The organism is Oleispirillum naphthae (assembly GCA_027864655.1).
Lineage (GTDB): Bacteria > Pseudomonadota > Alphaproteobacteria > Rhodospirillales > Rhodospirillaceae > Oleispirillum > Oleispirillum naphthae.
In genome coordinates, this window is the sequence record JAQAZG010000002.1 from 26,159 (window position 1) to 40,697 (window position 14,539).

The following is a 14,539-nucleotide window of genomic DNA, read 5'->3' on the forward strand; positions in this document are numbered from 1 at the left end:
GGCAAGAGCCAGGCATGGGGTCCGGGGACCGAGTCCCCGGCAGGGTCCAGGGGCGGCGCCCCTGGCCTGGTTTTTCCCGCACATGGAAAAGCCGCCGCCCGGTTTCGGGCGGCGGCGGGATTTTTGCGCGGAGGCGGAGGGTTACTCGGCCTTCGGCTCTTCGGCCTCTTCGGCGGGAGCTTCAACGGCCGGGGTTTCCTCGGCGGCGGCTTCCTCCTCGGCGGCGGCTTCCACGGGGGCGGCCGCGGCGGCGGCGCGTTCGGCTTCCTCGGCGGAGCGGGCGACGATCACGGCGACGTCCACCTTCACCTCGGGGTGGAGGGAGAACGGCACGGCGTAGGTGCCGATCACCTTGATCGGCTGGTGGAGCATCGCCTGCGACTTCTCGACGGAGAAGCCCGCTTCCTTGATCGCGTCGCGGATGTCGCGGGCGGTGACCGAGCCGTAGAGCTGGCCGCTTTCCGCCGCCTGGCGGACGATGATCAGGCGCAGGCCGTTCATCTTGGCGGCGACCGCTGCGGCTTCCTCGCGGCGCTTGAGGTTGTTCGCCTCGATCTGGACGCGCTGGGTCGCGAAGTAGGCGAGGTTTTCCTTGGTGGCGCGCATGGCCTTGTTCTGCGGCAGCAGGAAGTTGCGCGCGTAGCCCGGCTTGACCTTGACGACGTCGCCGATCTGGCCGAGGCGTTCGATGCGTTCCAACAGAATGACTTCCATGGTCTTGATCCTTAAGGTTCTGTTCGTCCGGCCCCGGGCGGGGGTCCGCCGCGGTCCGTTAGGAATGCGAAGAGCGGACCGCGCGCGAGGGCGCGGTCCGCGGGGTGGGTGTGGTCCCGTGCGGGACTTACTTCATCACGTAGGGCAGAAGCGACAGGTAGCGCGCGCGCTTGATGGCGCGGGCGAGTTCCCGCTGCTTCTTCGCCGAGACCGCGGTGATGCGGCTGGGCACGATCTTGCCGCGTTCGGAGATGAAGCGGCCGAGCAGCTTCACGTCCTTGTAGTCGATCTTCGGCGCGTTGGCGCCGGAGAACGGGCAGGTCTTGCGGCGGCGGAAGAACGGACGGCGCGGAGCGGTCATCATGCGTCTCCTTCGGCTTGCTGCGGAGCGGGGGCGCGGTCGCGCTCGAAGCGGCGGCCGCCACGGTCGCCACGGTCGCCGCGGTCGCCGCGGTCGCCGCGGTCACCACGGTCGCCGCGGTCACCACGATCGCCGCGCGGGCCGCGGTCGCCGCGGTCGCCACGGTCGCCGCGCTCGTTGCGCGGCTGCATCATCGCCGAGAGCCCTTCTTCCAGGGCTTCGACGCGCACCGTCATGTAGCGCAGGATGTCTTCGTTGATCCGCATCTGGCGCTCGTACTCGGCCACCGCGGCCGCCGGAGCGGAGATGTTGAAGAGGACGTAGTGCCCCTTGCGGTTCTTGTTGATGCGGTAGGAGAGGTTGCGCAGACCCCACATTTCCCGCTTCTTGACCTCGCCGCCGCCGGCGGAGAGGATTTCGGCCAGACGGTCGGCCAGGGCTTCCACCTGGGTGGCGCTGATGTCCTGGCGCGCGATGACCACGCTTTCGTACAACGACATTATAGACTCCCTATGGCTTCTCTCTTCCCGGATATCGCCTGAAACATTGTTTCACCGGCGTTTCTCTAGGCATAGCCGATCCCATGATCGGCAAGGAGTTGTGAGGTGGCGGACTATACACATCTTTTGCGGCGATGCAAGGGGCGCTTGACATTGGGGGGGGTTGTGCTTCTTTTGACGGCGAGGGAGCCGGTTTTCCGGCCATGGATAGAGGAGTAAGCGCATGCGCGCAGTGGTTTTCCCGGGGCAGGGTTCTCAGGCCGTCGGTATGGGCAGGGAACTCGCGGCGACGTTTTCGGTCGCCCGCGAGGTGTTCGCCGAGGTCGAGGACGCACTCGAGCAGAAACTGACGCAGATCATGTTCGAGGGTCCCGAACAGGACCTGATGATGACCGAGAACACGCAGCCCGCCCTGATGGCGGTGAGCGTGGCGATCATCCGGGTTCTCGACAAGGAATACGGGGTGCGGCTTCCGGATGCCGCCTCCTATGTGGCGGGTCATTCCCTGGGTGAATATTCGGCGCTGTGCGCTGCGGGCGCCCTGCAGCTCGGCGATACCGCGCGTCTGTTGAGGACCCGCGGCCGCGCGATGCAGAAGGCGGTGCCCTTCGGCATGGGCGCGATGGCGGCGATCCTCGGCCTCGATGCCGAGCAGGCGCGCACCCTGTCGCAGGAAGCCTCGGAAGGCGAGATCTGCGAAGCGGCCAACGACAACGCCCCCGGCCAGGTGGTGGTGTCCGGCCACGTCGGCGCGGTGAAGCGCGCCATCGAGATCGCCAAGAAGCTCGGCGTCAAGCGTTCGGTGCTGCTGCCGGTGTCCGCGCCCTTCCATTGCGCGCTGATGCGCCCGGCGGCGGAGACGATGCGCGAGGCGCTTGCGGGCGTCGAGATGCGCGCCCCGTCGGTGCCGGTGGTGGCCAACGTCACGGCGCGCGCCACCGACGACCCGGAGGAGATCCGCAAGCTCCTGGTGGAGCAGGTGTGCGGCTCGGTGCGCTGGCGCGAGAGCGTGCAGTTCATGAAGAGCCACGGCGTCTCCTCGCTGGTCGAGGTCGGCTCGGGGCGCGTGCTTTCCGGTCTTGCCCGGCGCATCGACCGCGAGATGGACGGCCTGCCGGTGGGCAGCCTGGACGAAATCGCCGCATTCGCGAAAGTGGTCGCGGCCTGATCATTACGGAACCGCCCGGGTCGCGTATCCCGCGCCGGGCGGTTTCTTTGTGCGTGCCGTCCGGGCGTTGGGAGGCGCCGGCGGAGTGGTCCCTGAGTCAAAAATCAAAAAGAGTCCTGACACATGTTCGACTTAACCGATAAGTGCGCGCTGGTGACCGGCGCGTCCGGCGGCATCGGATCGGCCATCGCCAAGGCCCTTGCCGCGATGGGCGCGAAGGTGGCGCTCTCCGGCACGCGCCGCGAGGCGCTGGATGCGGTGGCCGCGGAGATCGGGGCGGCGCATCCGGGCCGCGCCTGCGTGGTGCCCGCCAACCTCTCCGACCCGGCGGCGACCGACCGCCTGGCGGCGGAGGCGGAGGCCGCGCTCGGCAGGATCGACATCCTGGTCAACAACGCCGGGCTGACCCGCGACGGGCTGGCCATGCGGATGAAGGACGACGACTGGCAGACGGTGATCGACGTCAACCTCACCGCCGCCTTCCGCCTCACCCGCGCGGTGATGCGCGGCATGATGAAGCGCCGTTTCGGCCGCGTCATCGCCATCTCCTCGGTGGTCGGCGTCACCGGCAACCCGGGCCAGGCCAACTATGCGGCCTCCAAGGCCGGGCTGATCGGCATGAGCAAGGCCTTGGCGCAGGAGCTCGCCTCCCGCGGCATCACGGTCAACTGCGTCGCGCCGGGGATGATCGAGACCGCGATGACCGGGGTGCTGAACGAGGAACAGCGTCAGCGCATGTTCGCATCGATTCCGGCGGGCCGTTTCGGCTCGCCCGAAGACGTCGCCGCCGCGGTGGCGTTCCTGGCGGCCGAAGAAGCCGCCTACGTCACCGGCCAGACCATTCATGTGAATGGCGGCATGGCGATGATCTAGCAGGCCCCGGGCGGGGCGGGACGGGGTTTTCCCGCTTCTGGCCTTCCCTGGGAAAGTGTGGTAGTGAACGGGCCACTTGGGCGCGGGGCGGCGCGGCGGGAAAAGCCGCGGAGCCCCGCAGAAAAGAGGGTTTCGCCGGGACACCGGTCCCGTTTCAGTGATAAACCGAAGCAACGAGATAAAGACCGAGGACAAGCCAATGAGTGATGTCGCCGAACGCGTGAAGAAGATCGTCGTCGAGCACCTGGGTGTCGAGGAAGACAAGGTGACCGAGAACGCCAGCTTCATCGACGACCTGGGCGCCGACAGCCTGGACACCGTCGAACTGGTGATGGCGTTCGAAGAAGAATTCGGAATCGAAATCCCGGACGACGCCGCCGAGAAGATTCTCACGGTCAAGGACGCGATTTCCTTCATTACCAAGGCCGAAGGCTGAGCCTGAGGCGCGTGGCGGTCATCCCGGGATATCCGGGATGACCGCGAACGCTTTGTCCCTGGCGCGCGCCGAGATGAGCGCGCCACGCCGAGGGGCCGCGCCTGAAGTATTGGGGACGGGCGTGATCTTCCCTGCAACGACAATGGGTGGATGAACATGAGGCGAGTAGTCATCACCGGCATGGGGCTGTTGACGCCGCTGGGCCGCGGTGTCGAGCGGAATTGGACGCGTCTGATCGCGGGCGAAAACGGATTCCGCCGGATCGACCGTTTCGAGGTCGAGGATCTGGCCGTGCAGGTCGCGGCGATGGTGCCGATGGGAACCGGCGAAGGCGAGCTCGACCTGGACAGCGTGGCCCCCGCCAAGGAGCGCCGCCGCATGGACGACTTCATCGTCTATGCGCTCGCCGCCGCCGAGGAGGCGGTGGAGGACTCCGGCTGGAAGCCGACGGACGAGGAGCTTTGCGCCCGCACCGGCGTGATGATCGGGTCCGGCATCGGCGGCCTGCACAGCATCAGCGAATGTTCCATGGTGATGGAGAAGTCCGGCCCGCGCCGCGTGTCGCCGTTCTTCATTCCCTCCAGCCTGATCAACCTGGCCTCCGGCCACGTGTCGATCAAATACGGTTTCACCGGGCCGAACCACTCGGCGGTGACCGCCTGCGCCACCGGCGCGCACGCCATCGGCGACGCGGCGCGCCTGATCATCTTCGGCGATGCCGACGTGATGGTCGCGGGCGGCGCGGAGGCGGCGGTGTGCCGCCTCGGCATCGCGGGCTTCGCCTCGGCGAAGGCGCTGTCCTCCTCCTACAACGACCGCCCGAGCGAATCCTCCCGTCCGTGGGATGTGGGCCGCGACGGCTTCGTCATGGGCGAGGGCGCGGGCGTCGTGGTGCTCGAGGACTACGAGCACGCGAAGAAGCGCGGCGCGAAGATCTACGGCGAGATCAAGGGCTACGGCCTTTCCGGCGACGCCTACCACATCACCGCGCCGCACCCCGAAGGGCGCGGAGCCAAGCTCGCGATGAGCATGGCGATCAAGAATTCCGGCCTCCCCGCCGAGGCGGTGGACTACATCAACGCGCACGGCACCTCCACGCCGCTCGGCGACGAGATCGAATGCGCCGCGGTGAAGTCGGTGTTCGGCGCGCATGCCTACACCCTCTCGATGTCGTCCACCAAGTCGTCGATCGGCCATCTCCTGGGCGCCGCCGGCGCGGTGGAGGCGATCTACTCCGTCCTCGCCCTGCGCGACCAGGTGGTGCCGCCGACCTTGAACCTGCACCAGCCGTCGGAAGGCTGCGATATCGACCTCGTCCCCTTGCAGGCCAAGGAGCGCAAGGTCGATGTGGTGCAGTCCAACTCCTTCGGCTTCGGCGGAACCAACGCCTCGCTGATCATGACGCGCGTGTAGGCGCGTCATGCCTCTTCTGCGCCGCCTCGGGGTCGCCGCCGTCGCGCTCATCGCGCTGGCCGCGCTCGCCGGGACGGCGGCCTACGTCAAGGGCCGGGAGGCGTTCTTCGCCCCCGGCCCTTCGGCTTCCTCCACCACGGCGGTCGTGCCCAAGGGCGCGGGGGTGGAGCGCATCGCGCGGCTGCTCGCCGAGGCCGGAACCATCGACGACCCCCGCCTGTTCCGCATCGGCGTGCGCCTCTCCGGGCAGCAGACCGCCCTGCGCGCCGGGGAATACGCCTTCCCGCCCGGCGTCTCGATGCAGGGCATCCTCGACATGCTCGCCGCGGGCGCGGTGGTGCAGCGCCGCCTCACCATCCCCGAGGGGCTGACCGTCAAGCAGGCGCTGGCGCTGGTCGCCGCCGCGCCGGGGCTGGAAGGCGCGGTGCCGGAAACCCTGCCCGAAGGCAGCCTGCTGCCGGAAACCCACGCCTATACCCTGGGCGAAAGCCGCGCCGCGCTGCTCAAGCGGATGAGCGCGGCGATGGACCGCGCGCTGGCTTCGGCATGGGAGGGCCGCGCCCCGGACCTGCCGCTCGCCTCGCCGGAGGAGGCGCTGATCCTCGCCTCCATCGTCGAGCGGGAAACCGCCGTCCCCGCCGAACGTCCCCAGGTCGCCGCCGTCTTCCTCAACCGCCTCAAAATCGGTATGCGCCTGCAATCCGACCCGACGGTGATCTACGGCCTCTCCGGCGGCAACGGAACCCTGGAGCGCGGCCTCACCCGCGGCGACCTCGACTCCGAAACCCGGTACAACACCTACGTCATCGACCGCCTGCCGCCGTCGCCGATCTGCCTGCCCGGCGCCGCGGCGCTCGCCGCCGTCGCCCACCCGGCGGATGCCGCCGACCTCTACTTCGTCGCCGACGGCAGCGGCGGCCACGTGTTCTCCAAAACCCTGGCCGAACACACCCGCAACGTCGCCAAATGGCGCGCCATCCAGAAGGCCGCGAAGAAGGCGGGGAAAAACCAGGCCGGGGGCTCCGCCCCCTGAGCCCCGCCGGGGACTCGGTCCCCGGACCCCCTGACTTGTTTTTGCGCGCAGCGCCATAGAGCCGTCACGCCGCGTGGCGGTTATAGCAGCTGCGCGGCGAAAACCGGTTATGGGATCAAAGGGCCTTCCGGCCCTTTGCGGGTCCGGGCAGAGCCCGGCCTGGTTTTTCCCCTTGCCCCGCCGCCGCCGCGGGGTTTTCCTGGCGGGCGAGGGATGTGGTTTGTTGAAGGATACAGGATGATGACGAAACCGAAGATCGGCTGGATCGGCCTCGGCCACATGGGCGTGCCGATGGCCGCCAATCTGATTGCGGCGGGGTATCCGCTGCTCGCCTACAACCGCACGCCGGAGCGGCTGGCGCTGCTCGACTGCCCGTCGGCGGCAAGCCCGGCGGCGCTGGCGGCGGAGGTGGACGTGGTGGTCACCATGCTCTCCGACGACGCGGCGCAGGAGGCGGTGCTGTTCGGCCCCGGCGGCGTGGCCGAGGGGCTGCGCGCCGGGCAGGCGGTGGTGAACATGGGCACCATCTCGCCGGGGGCGAGCCGCTCGACGGCGGAGCGCCTGGAAAAACGGGGCGTCGAGGTTCTGGACGCGCCGGTCTCCGGCTCGGTGAAGCCCGCCACCGAGGGCGCGCTGGTCATCCTCGTCGGCGGCAAGGCGGAGGCGTTCGACCGCTGCCGTCCGATCTTCGACGTGCTCGGCAAGCGGGCGTTCCACTTCGGCGGGGCCGGGCAGGGCGCGCGGGCCAAACTCGCGGTCAACATGGTGCTCGGCCTCACCTTGCAGGCGCTGGCCGAGGCGGTGGTGCTGGGCGAGAAGAGCGGCCTGCCCCGCGACATGCTGCTCGAAATGCTCGGCGAGGCGGCGGTGGCCTCCCCCATCGTCAAGCTGAAACTGCCGGCGATCGCCGCGGGCAACTTCTCCGCCGCCTTCCCGCTCAAGCACATGGCCAAGGACTTCCGCCTCGCGGTGGCGGAAGCGGCGGAGGTGGGCGCGGTGCTGCCGGTCACCGCCACCGCGAAGGAAAGCTACGGCCGCGCCGAGGCGCACGGCTTCGGCGACCTCGACATCATGGCGATCCTCCAGGCGCTGCGGGGGTAGGGCGCTCGGCGCGGGGGTCCACGGTGCGGGAGAACCGCGCGGCGAGCACCGCGAGCAGAAGCCCGGCGCCGGCGAACAGCGGGGCGTAGCCCAAGCTTTCCACCACCATGCCGCCGAGCGCCACGCCCGAGGACTGCCCGATGAAGAAGGACGCGGCGAATATCGAGACGGCGAGGCCGCGCACCTCCGGCGCCATCTGGGTGGCGCGGGTCTGTAGGGTGTTGTGCACCAGGTAGAGGCCGAAGCCGCTGCCCGCGATCGGCAGCAGCATCAGAAGCAGCGGCGGCGCGAGCGCGATGGCGCAGAAGCTCACGGCGATGACCACGCCGCCCGCGCGCACCATGCCGCGCTGGCCGAAGCGGCGCAGCAGGGCCCCCGCGGAGAACGAATAGAGCATGGAGCCGCTGCCGAAGGCGGCGAGCATGCCGCCGACCGCGGTGAGCGACAGGCCGTAGAAGCCGCGCAGGTAGGCGCCGAGGAAGGTGAAGGCGCCGTAGAAGAGCAGGCTCTCGCAGCAGGTGGTGGCGAGGATGATGCGCACCGGCCGCGCCGCGGCGAGGCGGCCGAAGGAGAGGGCGATCTCGGCGAGGGTGGTCCGCCGCCGGGTGATCTCCACCCGGCCGGAGAAGAGCTCGGCGCACAGCGCGGCGGCGACGACGAGATAGACCGCGGCGAGGGCGAGGAAGGTGCCGCGCCAGCCGACGTGCTCGCCGAGGATGCCGCCGCAGGCCTGCCCGGCGATGACCCCGAGAACCAGCCCGGAGAGGAAGCGCGCCAGCACCGGCTGGCGCCGCTCGTAGGGCACGGTGTCGCCGATGTAGGCCATCGACAGCGGGATGATCGCCGCGGCGCTGGCGCCGCCCAGCAGGCGCAGCCAGATCAGCGCCGCGAGGCTGTCGGCGAAGCCCGCGGCGGCGCTCGCCGCGGCGGAAACCAGGGTGAGCACGGCGATCACCGGGTATTTGCCGAGGCGGTCGCCGATCGGCCCATAGATGATCTGGCAGAAGCCGTAGGAGAGGGAGAAGTAGGTGGCCACCGCCGAGGCGTCGGCGACGCCGACCGAGAAGCTCTCGGCGAGCAGCGGCAGCAGCGGGTCGGCGAGGCGCGCCGTCGCCGCGGAGGCGAAGGCGGCGGCGGAAAGCAGCGCCACCGGGCGCACGGAGGAAGAGGCGGCGGACATGCGGGGGTCAGCTCCCCTTGCGCGGCATCGCGCGGGCGAGCGCGTCGAGCCAGGAGTCGGGCAGGGCGCGCAGCATCCAGGCGATGGGCAGCATCGGCAGGGGAAAGACGATGCGCCCGCGGTTGCGCGCCAGGCCCTTGCGGATGATCCGCGCGGCGCGCTCGGCGGAGATGATGAACGGCATGGGAAAGCCGTTGGCCCCGGTCATCGCGGTGCGGACGAATCCGGGGCAGATCACGTTGACCGCCACGCCGTCCGCCGCCGCCTCGCCGCGCAGACCCTCGCCCCAGGCGCGCACCGCGGCCTTGGAGGCGCAATAGGCGGGCGCGCCGGGAATGCCGCGGAACCCGGCGATGGAGGAGACGATGGCCACCTGGCCGCGGCCGCGGGCGCGCATCGCGGGCAGCACCGGCAGCACGGTGTTGAGCACGCCGTCGAGGTTGACGGCGAAGACGGCGCGGGTCTGTTCCGGGCTTTCCGGCCCGCCGTGGGTGCCTGCGGAGATTCCCGCGTTGGCGATGAGAAGGTCGATCGGCGCGGCGGTGTCGATGGCGGTGAGCGCTTCGGCCATGGCGTGCGCGTCGGTCACGTCCGCCGCATGGGTGCGCACCGTGGCCCCCGCCGCGGCGGCGGCGATGGCGGTCTCCTCCAGGCGCTGGAGATCGCGGCCGAACAGGTGCAGGGCGCGGCCCGGCGCGGCATAGGCGCGGGCGAGCGCGCGGCCGAGGCCGCCGGAAGCGCCGGTGATGACGATGGTGGTGGGGGCGTGCGGCACGGCTGGCGTCCTTTTATCGTCGTCTGGAACGTGACAGAGCGTCGTTTTCACGGTTATAACCCTGAAACGCGATTTCGCCATGGGATACGCAAACGGGGGACGATTCAGTGACCTTGCACAGCATGACCGGGTTCGCCCGGGTCGAGGGACGCGACGCCGGGAGCGGCACCGAATGGGTGTGGGACCTGCGCAGCGTCAACGGCAAGGGTCTGGACGCGCGCTTCCGCCTGCCTTCGGGCTTCGAGCCGATGGAAAAGCCGCTGCGCGATGCGCTGGCCGCGGTTCTCTCGCGCGGCTCGGTGAGCGTTTCGCTCTCCGTCGCCCGCGCCGCCGCCTCCTCCGGCCTGTCGCTCAACGCCGCCTGGCTGGAGACCCTGATCGCCGCCTCCACCGAGATGCGCGCCCGCTTCCCCGGCCAGGTGGAGCCGCCCGCCTTCGACGGCCTGCTGCAGGTCAAGGGCGTGGTCGAGGCCGCGGAGACCCCCGCCGACGCCACCGTCGAGGCGGCGCTGCACACGCAACTGCTCGCCGATTTTTCCCGCGCCGTCGCGGCGCTCGCCGCCGCCCGGGCGGAGGAGGGGGGGCGCATCGCCGCCGTCGTCACCGAGCACGTGGACGCCATCGCGGACCTGATCGCCCGCGCCGAAACCACCGCCTCGGCCCGCGCCGACACCCGCAAGGAGCGCCTTGCCCGCCAGCTCGCCGAGCTGCTGGACGCCGCCGAGCTGCCGGAGGAGCGCCTGACGCAGGAGCTTGCGCTGCTGATCACCCGCTTCGACGTGCGGGAGGAGCTGGACCGCCTGACCAGCCACATCGCCGCGGCGCGCGCGCTGATGGCGCAGGGGCAGGGCATCGGGCGGAAGTTCGACTTCCTCTGCCAGGAATTCAACCGCGAGGCCAACACGCTCTGCTCCAAGTCGGCGGATGCGGAGCTCACCGCCATCGGCCTCGACCTCAAGACCACGATCGACCGTCTGCGCGAGCAGATCCAGAACATCGAATAAGGGGCCTGTCCATGTCGTCCTCGCCAAACGCCGGGGGCGTTTCCCCCGCTTCCCTGGTCAGCCGCCGCGGCCTCCTGCTGGTGCTGTCCTCGCCGTCGGGGGCGGGCAAGACCACCATCGCCCGCAACCTCCTGGCCGCCGATCCGCTGATCTCCGCCTCGATCTCGGTGACCACCCGGCCGCAGCGGCCGAGCGAGCAGGAAAAGCGCGACTACTACTTCATCGACAAGGCGCGCTTCGACGAGATGGTCGCCAAGGGCGAACTGCTGGAGCACGCCCTGGTGTTCGGCAACTACTACGGTACGCCGAAGAAGCCGGTGGAGGACTGGCTCGCCATGGGCCGCGACGTGCTGTTCGATATCGACTGGCAGGGCGCGCAACAGCTGGAAGAAAAGATGTCCAACGACCTGGTGCGCATCTTCGTGCTGCCGCCCTCGATGGCGGAGCTGGAGCGCCGCCTGCGCTCCCGCGCGCAGGACAGCGAAACCGTGTTGCAGGGCCGCATGGCCAAGGCCGCGGACGAAATGAGCCACTGGATCGAGTACGACTACATCATCATCAACCGCGATGCGGCGGCGAGCACCCGCCAGGCGCTCACCATCCTCAACGCGGAACGCCAGAAACGCGCCCGCCTCACCGGCATGTCCGACTTCATCGGCGCCCTGCGCGACCAGATGTAGGGTAACACCAGGCCAGGGCTCCGCCCTGGACCCGCCGGGGACTCGGTCCCCGGACCCCTTTACCTTGTTTTTCGCCGCGCAGCGGCCATCGACCGTCACGCCGCGTGACGGCTCTCTCGCGCTGCGTGCAAAAACCAAAAGTTATGGGGTGCGCGAGGGGTCCAAGACCCCTCGCAAAGTTCTAGTTTTCCGCCAGCGCCCGCGCCAGGGCGCAGAAGCCCTCGACCGGGATGGTTTCCGCCCGCGCCTCGGGGTCGATTCCCGCCGCGAGGCACAGCTCCGCACCGCCCAGGGGCTTCAGCGCGGCGCGCAGCATCTTGCGGCGCTGGCCGAAGGCGGCGGCGGTGACGCGTTCCAGGGTGGTGCGCGGCGCGGGGGCGAGCGGTTCGGCGCGGGGTTCGAGGCGGAGCACGGCGGAGGTGACCTTGGGCGGCGGGGTGAAGGCGGCGGGGTGGACCTCGAACAGGGCGGAGGTTTCGCACAGCCACTGGCAGAGCACCGAGAGGCGGCCGTAGTCCTTGCCGCCGGGCGGGGCGGTGATGCGGTCCACCACCTCCTTTTGCAGCATCACGGTGATGCTGGCGAAGTCGTGCGGGTTCGCCAGCCAGCGGGTGAGCAGCACGGTGCCGATGTTGTAGGGCAGGTTGGCGGCGATGCGCCGCGGCGCGGGGCCGAGGGCGGCGTAGTCGATGGAAAGCGCGTCTTCCGCGATCACCCGCAGACGGCCCGGGTAGGCGGCGGCGATCTCCGCGAGGGCGGGGAGGCAGCGGTCGTCGCGCTCGATGGCGACGAGGTTTTCCGCGCCTTCGGAGAGGAGGCCGCGGGTCAGCCCGCCGGGGCCGGGGCCGACCTCGATGATCGTCCCCGCATCGAGCGGCCCGGCGGCGCGGGCGATGCGCGCGGTGAGGTGGAGGTCGAGGAGGAAGTTCTGGCCGAGGTTCTTTTTCGCGCGCAGGCCGTGCGCGGCGATGACCTCGCGCAGCGGCGGCAGGGTGTCGCTCATGCCGCCCCCGCGCGTGCCCGCGCCATCGCATCGGCCATGCGCAGCGCCGCGATCAGGCTGTCGGGGCGGGCCTGCCCGGTCCCGGCGAGGGAGAGCGCGGTGCCGTGGTCCGGCGAGGTGCGGATGAACGGCAGCCCCAGGGTGACGTTGACGCCGCCGTGGAAGTCCAGCGTCTTGATCGGGATCAGCGCCTGGTCGTGATACATGCAGAGCGCCGCGTCGTAGAGGGCGCGCGCCTCGGCGTGGAAGAGGGTGTCGGCGGGGAAGGGGCCCGCGACGGCGTGGCCTTCGGCGGCGAGTGCGGCGATCGCCGGGGCGATCAGGTCCTCCTCTTCGTCGCCCATCAGGCCGTCCTCCCCGGCGTGCGGGTTGAGCGCGGCGACCGCGAGGCGCGGCTGCGCGATGCCGAAGTCGCGGGCAAGCGCGGCGAGCACGATGCGTGCGATTTCGGCGAGCGGCAGCGCGGCGAGGCGGGCGGGCACCTCGGCGAGCGCGCAGTGCACGGTGGCGGGCACCACGCGCAGCGCGTCGCAGGCGAGCATCATCACCGCGCGGCAGCCGGGCCCGGCGAGTTCGGCGAGGTAGTCGGTGTGGCCGGGGTGGGGGAATCCGGCGGCGGCGAGCGCCGCCTTGTGGATCGGCGCGGTGACCAGGGCGGCGGCCTCCCCGGCCTGGCAGAGTTCCACCCCCCGGCGGATCGCGCCGGTGACGGCGGCGGCGTTGGCGGGGTCGGGCACGCCGATGACTTCCGGGTTTGCCGCGGTCACCGGCAGCACCGGCAGCGCGGCGGAAAAGACCTCCGCCGCCTCCGCCAGGGCCGCGATGGGCCGGATCGGCAGGGAAAGCCCGAGGCGCCGCGCGCGGGCGGCGAGCACCGCCGGGTCGGCGATCGCGGCAAAGGCGGGGATCGCCCCGCCGCGGGCGCGCCGCCACGCCTCGAGGATCAGGTCCGGGCCGATCCCCGCGGGTTCCCCCATGCTGAGCGCGAGCGGCGGCGCGGTCATATCCGGATGTCGATGACCGCGGTGCGCCGCAGGTCGCGCAGGTGGCGCTCGGCGGCGCGTTCCAGGCGTTCCAGGCGCAGCATGCTGCGGATATTCTCGTCGTCGGGCAGGGCCGAGGGCGCGGTGCGTTCGCACACCATCAAGAGCGTGGCGACGCCGCCGAGGTCCAGGGGGGCGCTCGGCTCGCCCTCCGGCAGCGCGGTGACGGTGGCGGCCAGCGCGGCGGGAAGGTTTTTCTGCAGCAGCGTGCCGAGCGGGCCGGTGCCGGGGGTGGAAAGCGTCTTGCCGTAGGCGTCGAAGGCCGGGCAGCCGCGCAGCGAGGCGCGCACGTAGTCCACCACCTTGTCGCGGTCGGCGGGGGAGAGCGCCTTGTTTCCGGAGATCGGCAGCTTGATCTGCGACAGGCGGTAGCGGGTCTCTCCGGCGTCCGGGGTGGTGACGACGCGGCGCTGCTCCAGGTGCAGGATGTAATAGCCGCTCGTCGTGCGGATCGGCGTGGAAACGTCGCCCGGGGCCATCTGCCCCAGCGCGGCGTCGAGTTCGCGTTCGAGCTGGCCCTGCGGCACCCAGCCGAGGTCGCCGCCGCGCGCCGCCGTGGGGCTGCGCGAGAACTGGTGCGCCGCCTGGGCGAAGGGCGCGCCGTTGCGCAATTGCTCCACCAGCTTGCCGGCGAGGGCCAGGAGGTCGGCCTCGTTTTGCCCCGCATCGAACGGCAGGAAGATTTCCGAGACGTGGTACTGCGGCCGCCCGAGAGTGGCGGCGAGCTGCGCCTTGCGTTCGGCGATATCCTCCGCCGAGGGATTGCTCTTGGCGTTGTAGAGGCGGCCGACCACCTTGACCCACAGCGCCTGGGCGCGGATCTGCTCGGTGATGGTGTCGTAGGGGACGCCGAGCTCGGCGGCGAGGCGCTTCAGCCCGCCCGCGGGCATGCGGTTGCCGGTTTCGACCTGGGCGATGGAGTGGGCGAGATCGTCGTCGGAGAGCGCGACGCTGAGGCGCTTGGCCTCCTGCGTCTGCAGGCGCTCGTCGATCAGGCTGCGCAACACCGTGGGCGCGAGGCGGCGGCGGTTGTCCGTGGTGTCGGGCAGCCGCGAGGAGAACAGAGCGACGCGCAGCCGGGTGGCGAGGTCGAAGACCGAGACCACGTCGTCGTTGACCACGGCGGCGATGCGCAGGGCGTCCTGCGCCGGGGCCGGGTGCGGCGCGGCGATGACGGCGAAGAGGGCCCCGGTGAGGGCGGCTACCCAACGTTTCATGGTCGCAAGAGGTTTCATCGCGTCTGCCCGTTTTCTGT

Annotated in this window: 16 protein-coding genes; 8 read left to right on the forward strand and 8 right to left on the reverse strand. The window is 70.5% G+C overall.

From position 1 onward, the window contains the following. Window positions 1–141 precede the first annotated feature (141 nt). The 3 genes from rplI to rpsF all read right to left on the reverse strand — a co-directional run bounded on the left by rplI (window position 142) and on the right by rpsF (window position 1,575). Complete coding sequence (gene rplI, locus O7R11_RS02335) at window positions 142–714, reverse strand: 50S ribosomal protein L9 (RefSeq protein WP_337995874.1); 573 nt, start codon at window positions 712–714, stop codon at window positions 142–144. A 127-nt stretch (window positions 715–841) separates the two neighbouring features. Next, entirely contained in the window at window positions 842–1,078 is a 237-nt protein-coding gene (rpsR, locus tag O7R11_RS02340) for a 30S ribosomal protein S18 (RefSeq protein ID WP_337995875.1), read from the reverse strand. Further along, complete coding sequence (gene rpsF / locus O7R11_RS02345) at window positions 1,075–1,575, reverse strand: 30S ribosomal protein S6 (protein WP_337995876.1); 501 nt, start codon at window positions 1,573–1,575, stop codon at window positions 1,075–1,077. Before rpsF ends, rpsR begins: the two co-directional genes overlap by 4 nt. A gap of 223 nt (window positions 1,576–1,798) precedes the next feature. Between rpsF and fabD the strand changes: the two genes are divergently transcribed. The 6 genes from fabD (at window position 1,799) to O7R11_RS02375 (ending at window position 7,599) form a co-directional block, all read left to right on the forward strand. Continuing rightward, a complete protein-coding gene (fabD, locus tag O7R11_RS02350) occupies window positions 1,799–2,743 on the forward strand; it encodes an ACP S-malonyltransferase (RefSeq protein WP_337995877.1) in 945 nt (314 codons plus the stop codon). Between the two features lie 123 nt (window positions 2,744–2,866). Continuing rightward, a complete protein-coding gene (fabG, locus tag O7R11_RS02355) occupies window positions 2,867–3,616 on the forward strand; it encodes a 3-oxoacyl-[acyl-carrier-protein] reductase (protein ID WP_337995878.1) in 750 nt (249 codons plus the stop codon). Window positions 3,617–3,815: 199 nt separating this feature from the next. Next, on the forward strand, window positions 3,816–4,052 hold the full coding sequence (locus tag O7R11_RS02360) for an acyl carrier protein (RefSeq protein WP_337995879.1): 237 nt from the start codon (window positions 3,816–3,818) through the stop codon (window positions 4,050–4,052). Between the two features lie 156 nt (window positions 4,053–4,208). Continuing rightward, window positions 4,209–5,465 (forward strand): beta-ketoacyl-ACP synthase II, encoded by a 1,257-nt coding sequence (gene fabF / locus O7R11_RS02365; protein ID WP_337995880.1) that lies wholly within the window; start codon window positions 4,209–4,211, stop codon window positions 5,463–5,465. Window positions 5,466–5,472: 7 nt separating this feature from the next. Further along, a complete protein-coding gene (gene mltG / locus O7R11_RS02370; RefSeq protein WP_337995881.1) occupies window positions 5,473–6,498 on the forward strand; it encodes an endolytic transglycosylase MltG in 1,026 nt (341 codons plus the stop codon). Between the two features lie 237 nt (window positions 6,499–6,735). Further along, window positions 6,736–7,599: an NAD(P)-dependent oxidoreductase gene (locus tag O7R11_RS02375; RefSeq protein ID WP_337995882.1), complete on the forward strand. Its 864-nt coding sequence runs from the start codon at window positions 6,736–6,738 to the stop codon at window positions 7,597–7,599. On the opposite strand, the gene O7R11_RS02380 is transcribed toward O7R11_RS02375, so the two are convergent. Both O7R11_RS02380 and O7R11_RS02385 read right to left on the reverse strand, forming a co-directional pair. Beyond that, window positions 7,568–8,779: an MFS transporter gene (locus tag O7R11_RS02380; RefSeq protein ID WP_337995883.1), complete on the reverse strand. Its 1,212-nt coding sequence runs from the start codon at window positions 8,777–8,779 to the stop codon at window positions 7,568–7,570. The two genes, O7R11_RS02375 and O7R11_RS02380, sit on opposite strands and share 32 nt — an antisense overlap. A 7-nt stretch (window positions 8,780–8,786) precedes the next feature. After that, entirely contained in the window at window positions 8,787–9,554 is a 768-nt protein-coding gene (locus tag O7R11_RS02385) for an SDR family NAD(P)-dependent oxidoreductase (RefSeq protein ID WP_337995884.1), read from the reverse strand. Between the two features lie 107 nt (window positions 9,555–9,661). On the opposite strand from O7R11_RS02385, the gene O7R11_RS02390 reads away from it, so the two are divergent. Beyond that, window positions 9,662–10,558, forward strand: coding sequence for a YicC/YloC family endoribonuclease (locus O7R11_RS02390; protein WP_337995885.1), 897 nt, complete (start codon window positions 9,662–9,664; stop codon window positions 10,556–10,558). A gap of 11 nt (window positions 10,559–10,569) precedes the next feature. Beyond that, window positions 10,570–11,238, forward strand: coding sequence for a guanylate kinase (gene gmk / locus O7R11_RS02395; RefSeq protein ID WP_337995886.1), 669 nt, complete (start codon window positions 10,570–10,572; stop codon window positions 11,236–11,238). Between the two features lie 181 nt (window positions 11,239–11,419). On the opposite strand, the gene rsmA is transcribed toward gmk, so the two are convergent. From rsmA to O7R11_RS02410, 3 genes are read right to left on the reverse strand one after another with little or no spacing between them, the layout of a single operon-like run. Further along, window positions 11,420–12,241, reverse strand: a complete 822-nt coding sequence (rsmA, locus tag O7R11_RS02400) for a 16S rRNA (adenine(1518)-N(6)/adenine(1519)-N(6))-dimethyltransferase RsmA (protein ID WP_337995887.1) — start codon at window positions 12,239–12,241, stop codon at window positions 11,420–11,422. After that, entirely contained in the window at window positions 12,238–13,245 is a 1,008-nt protein-coding gene (pdxA, locus tag O7R11_RS02405) for a 4-hydroxythreonine-4-phosphate dehydrogenase PdxA (RefSeq protein ID WP_337995888.1), read from the reverse strand. The genes rsmA and pdxA overlap by 4 nt, the downstream gene beginning before the upstream one ends. Next, window positions 13,242–14,501 carry a peptidylprolyl isomerase gene (locus O7R11_RS02410; protein ID WP_337995889.1) on the reverse strand — a complete coding sequence of 420 codons (1,260 nt, stop codon included), beginning with the start codon at window positions 14,499–14,501 and terminating at the stop codon, window positions 13,242–13,244. Before O7R11_RS02410 ends, pdxA begins: the two co-directional genes overlap by 4 nt. Window positions 14,502–14,539 lie beyond the last annotated feature (38 nt).

Coding starts and splice junctions, on each gene's coding strand:
- rplI (WP_337995874.1), bottom strand. CDS start 714: ATGGAAGTCATTCTGTTGGAACGCATCGAACGCCTCGGCCAGATCGGC.
- rpsR (WP_337995875.1), bottom strand. CDS start 1,078: ATGATGACCGCTCCGCGCCGTCCGTTCTTCCGCCGCCGCAAGACCTGC.
- rpsF (WP_337995876.1), bottom strand. CDS start 1,575: ATGTCGTTGTACGAAAGCGTGGTCATCGCGCGCCAGGACATCAGCGCC.
- fabD (WP_337995877.1), top strand. CDS start 1,799: ATGCGCGCAGTGGTTTTCCCGGGGCAGGGTTCTCAGGCCGTCGGTATG.
- fabG (WP_337995878.1), top strand. CDS start 2,867: ATGTTCGACTTAACCGATAAGTGCGCGCTGGTGACCGGCGCGTCCGGC.
- O7R11_RS02360 (WP_337995879.1), top strand. CDS start 3,816: ATGAGTGATGTCGCCGAACGCGTGAAGAAGATCGTCGTCGAGCACCTG.
- fabF (WP_337995880.1), top strand. CDS start 4,209: ATGAGGCGAGTAGTCATCACCGGCATGGGGCTGTTGACGCCGCTGGGC.
- mltG (WP_337995881.1), top strand. CDS start 5,473: ATGCCTCTTCTGCGCCGCCTCGGGGTCGCCGCCGTCGCGCTCATCGCG.
- O7R11_RS02375 (WP_337995882.1), top strand. CDS start 6,736: ATGATGACGAAACCGAAGATCGGCTGGATCGGCCTCGGCCACATGGGC.
- O7R11_RS02380 (WP_337995883.1), bottom strand. CDS start 8,779: ATGTCCGCCGCCTCTTCCTCCGTGCGCCCGGTGGCGCTGCTTTCCGCC.
- gmk (WP_337995886.1), top strand. CDS start 10,570: ATGTCGTCCTCGCCAAACGCCGGGGGCGTTTCCCCCGCTTCCCTGGTC.
- rsmA (WP_337995887.1), bottom strand. CDS start 12,241: ATGAGCGACACCCTGCCGCCGCTGCGCGAGGTCATCGCCGCGCACGGC.
- pdxA (WP_337995888.1), bottom strand. CDS start 13,245: ATGACCGCGCCGCCGCTCGCGCTCAGCATGGGGGAACCCGCGGGGATC.
- O7R11_RS02410 (WP_337995889.1), bottom strand. CDS start 14,501: ATGAAACGTTGGGTAGCCGCCCTCACCGGGGCCCTCTTCGCCGTCATC.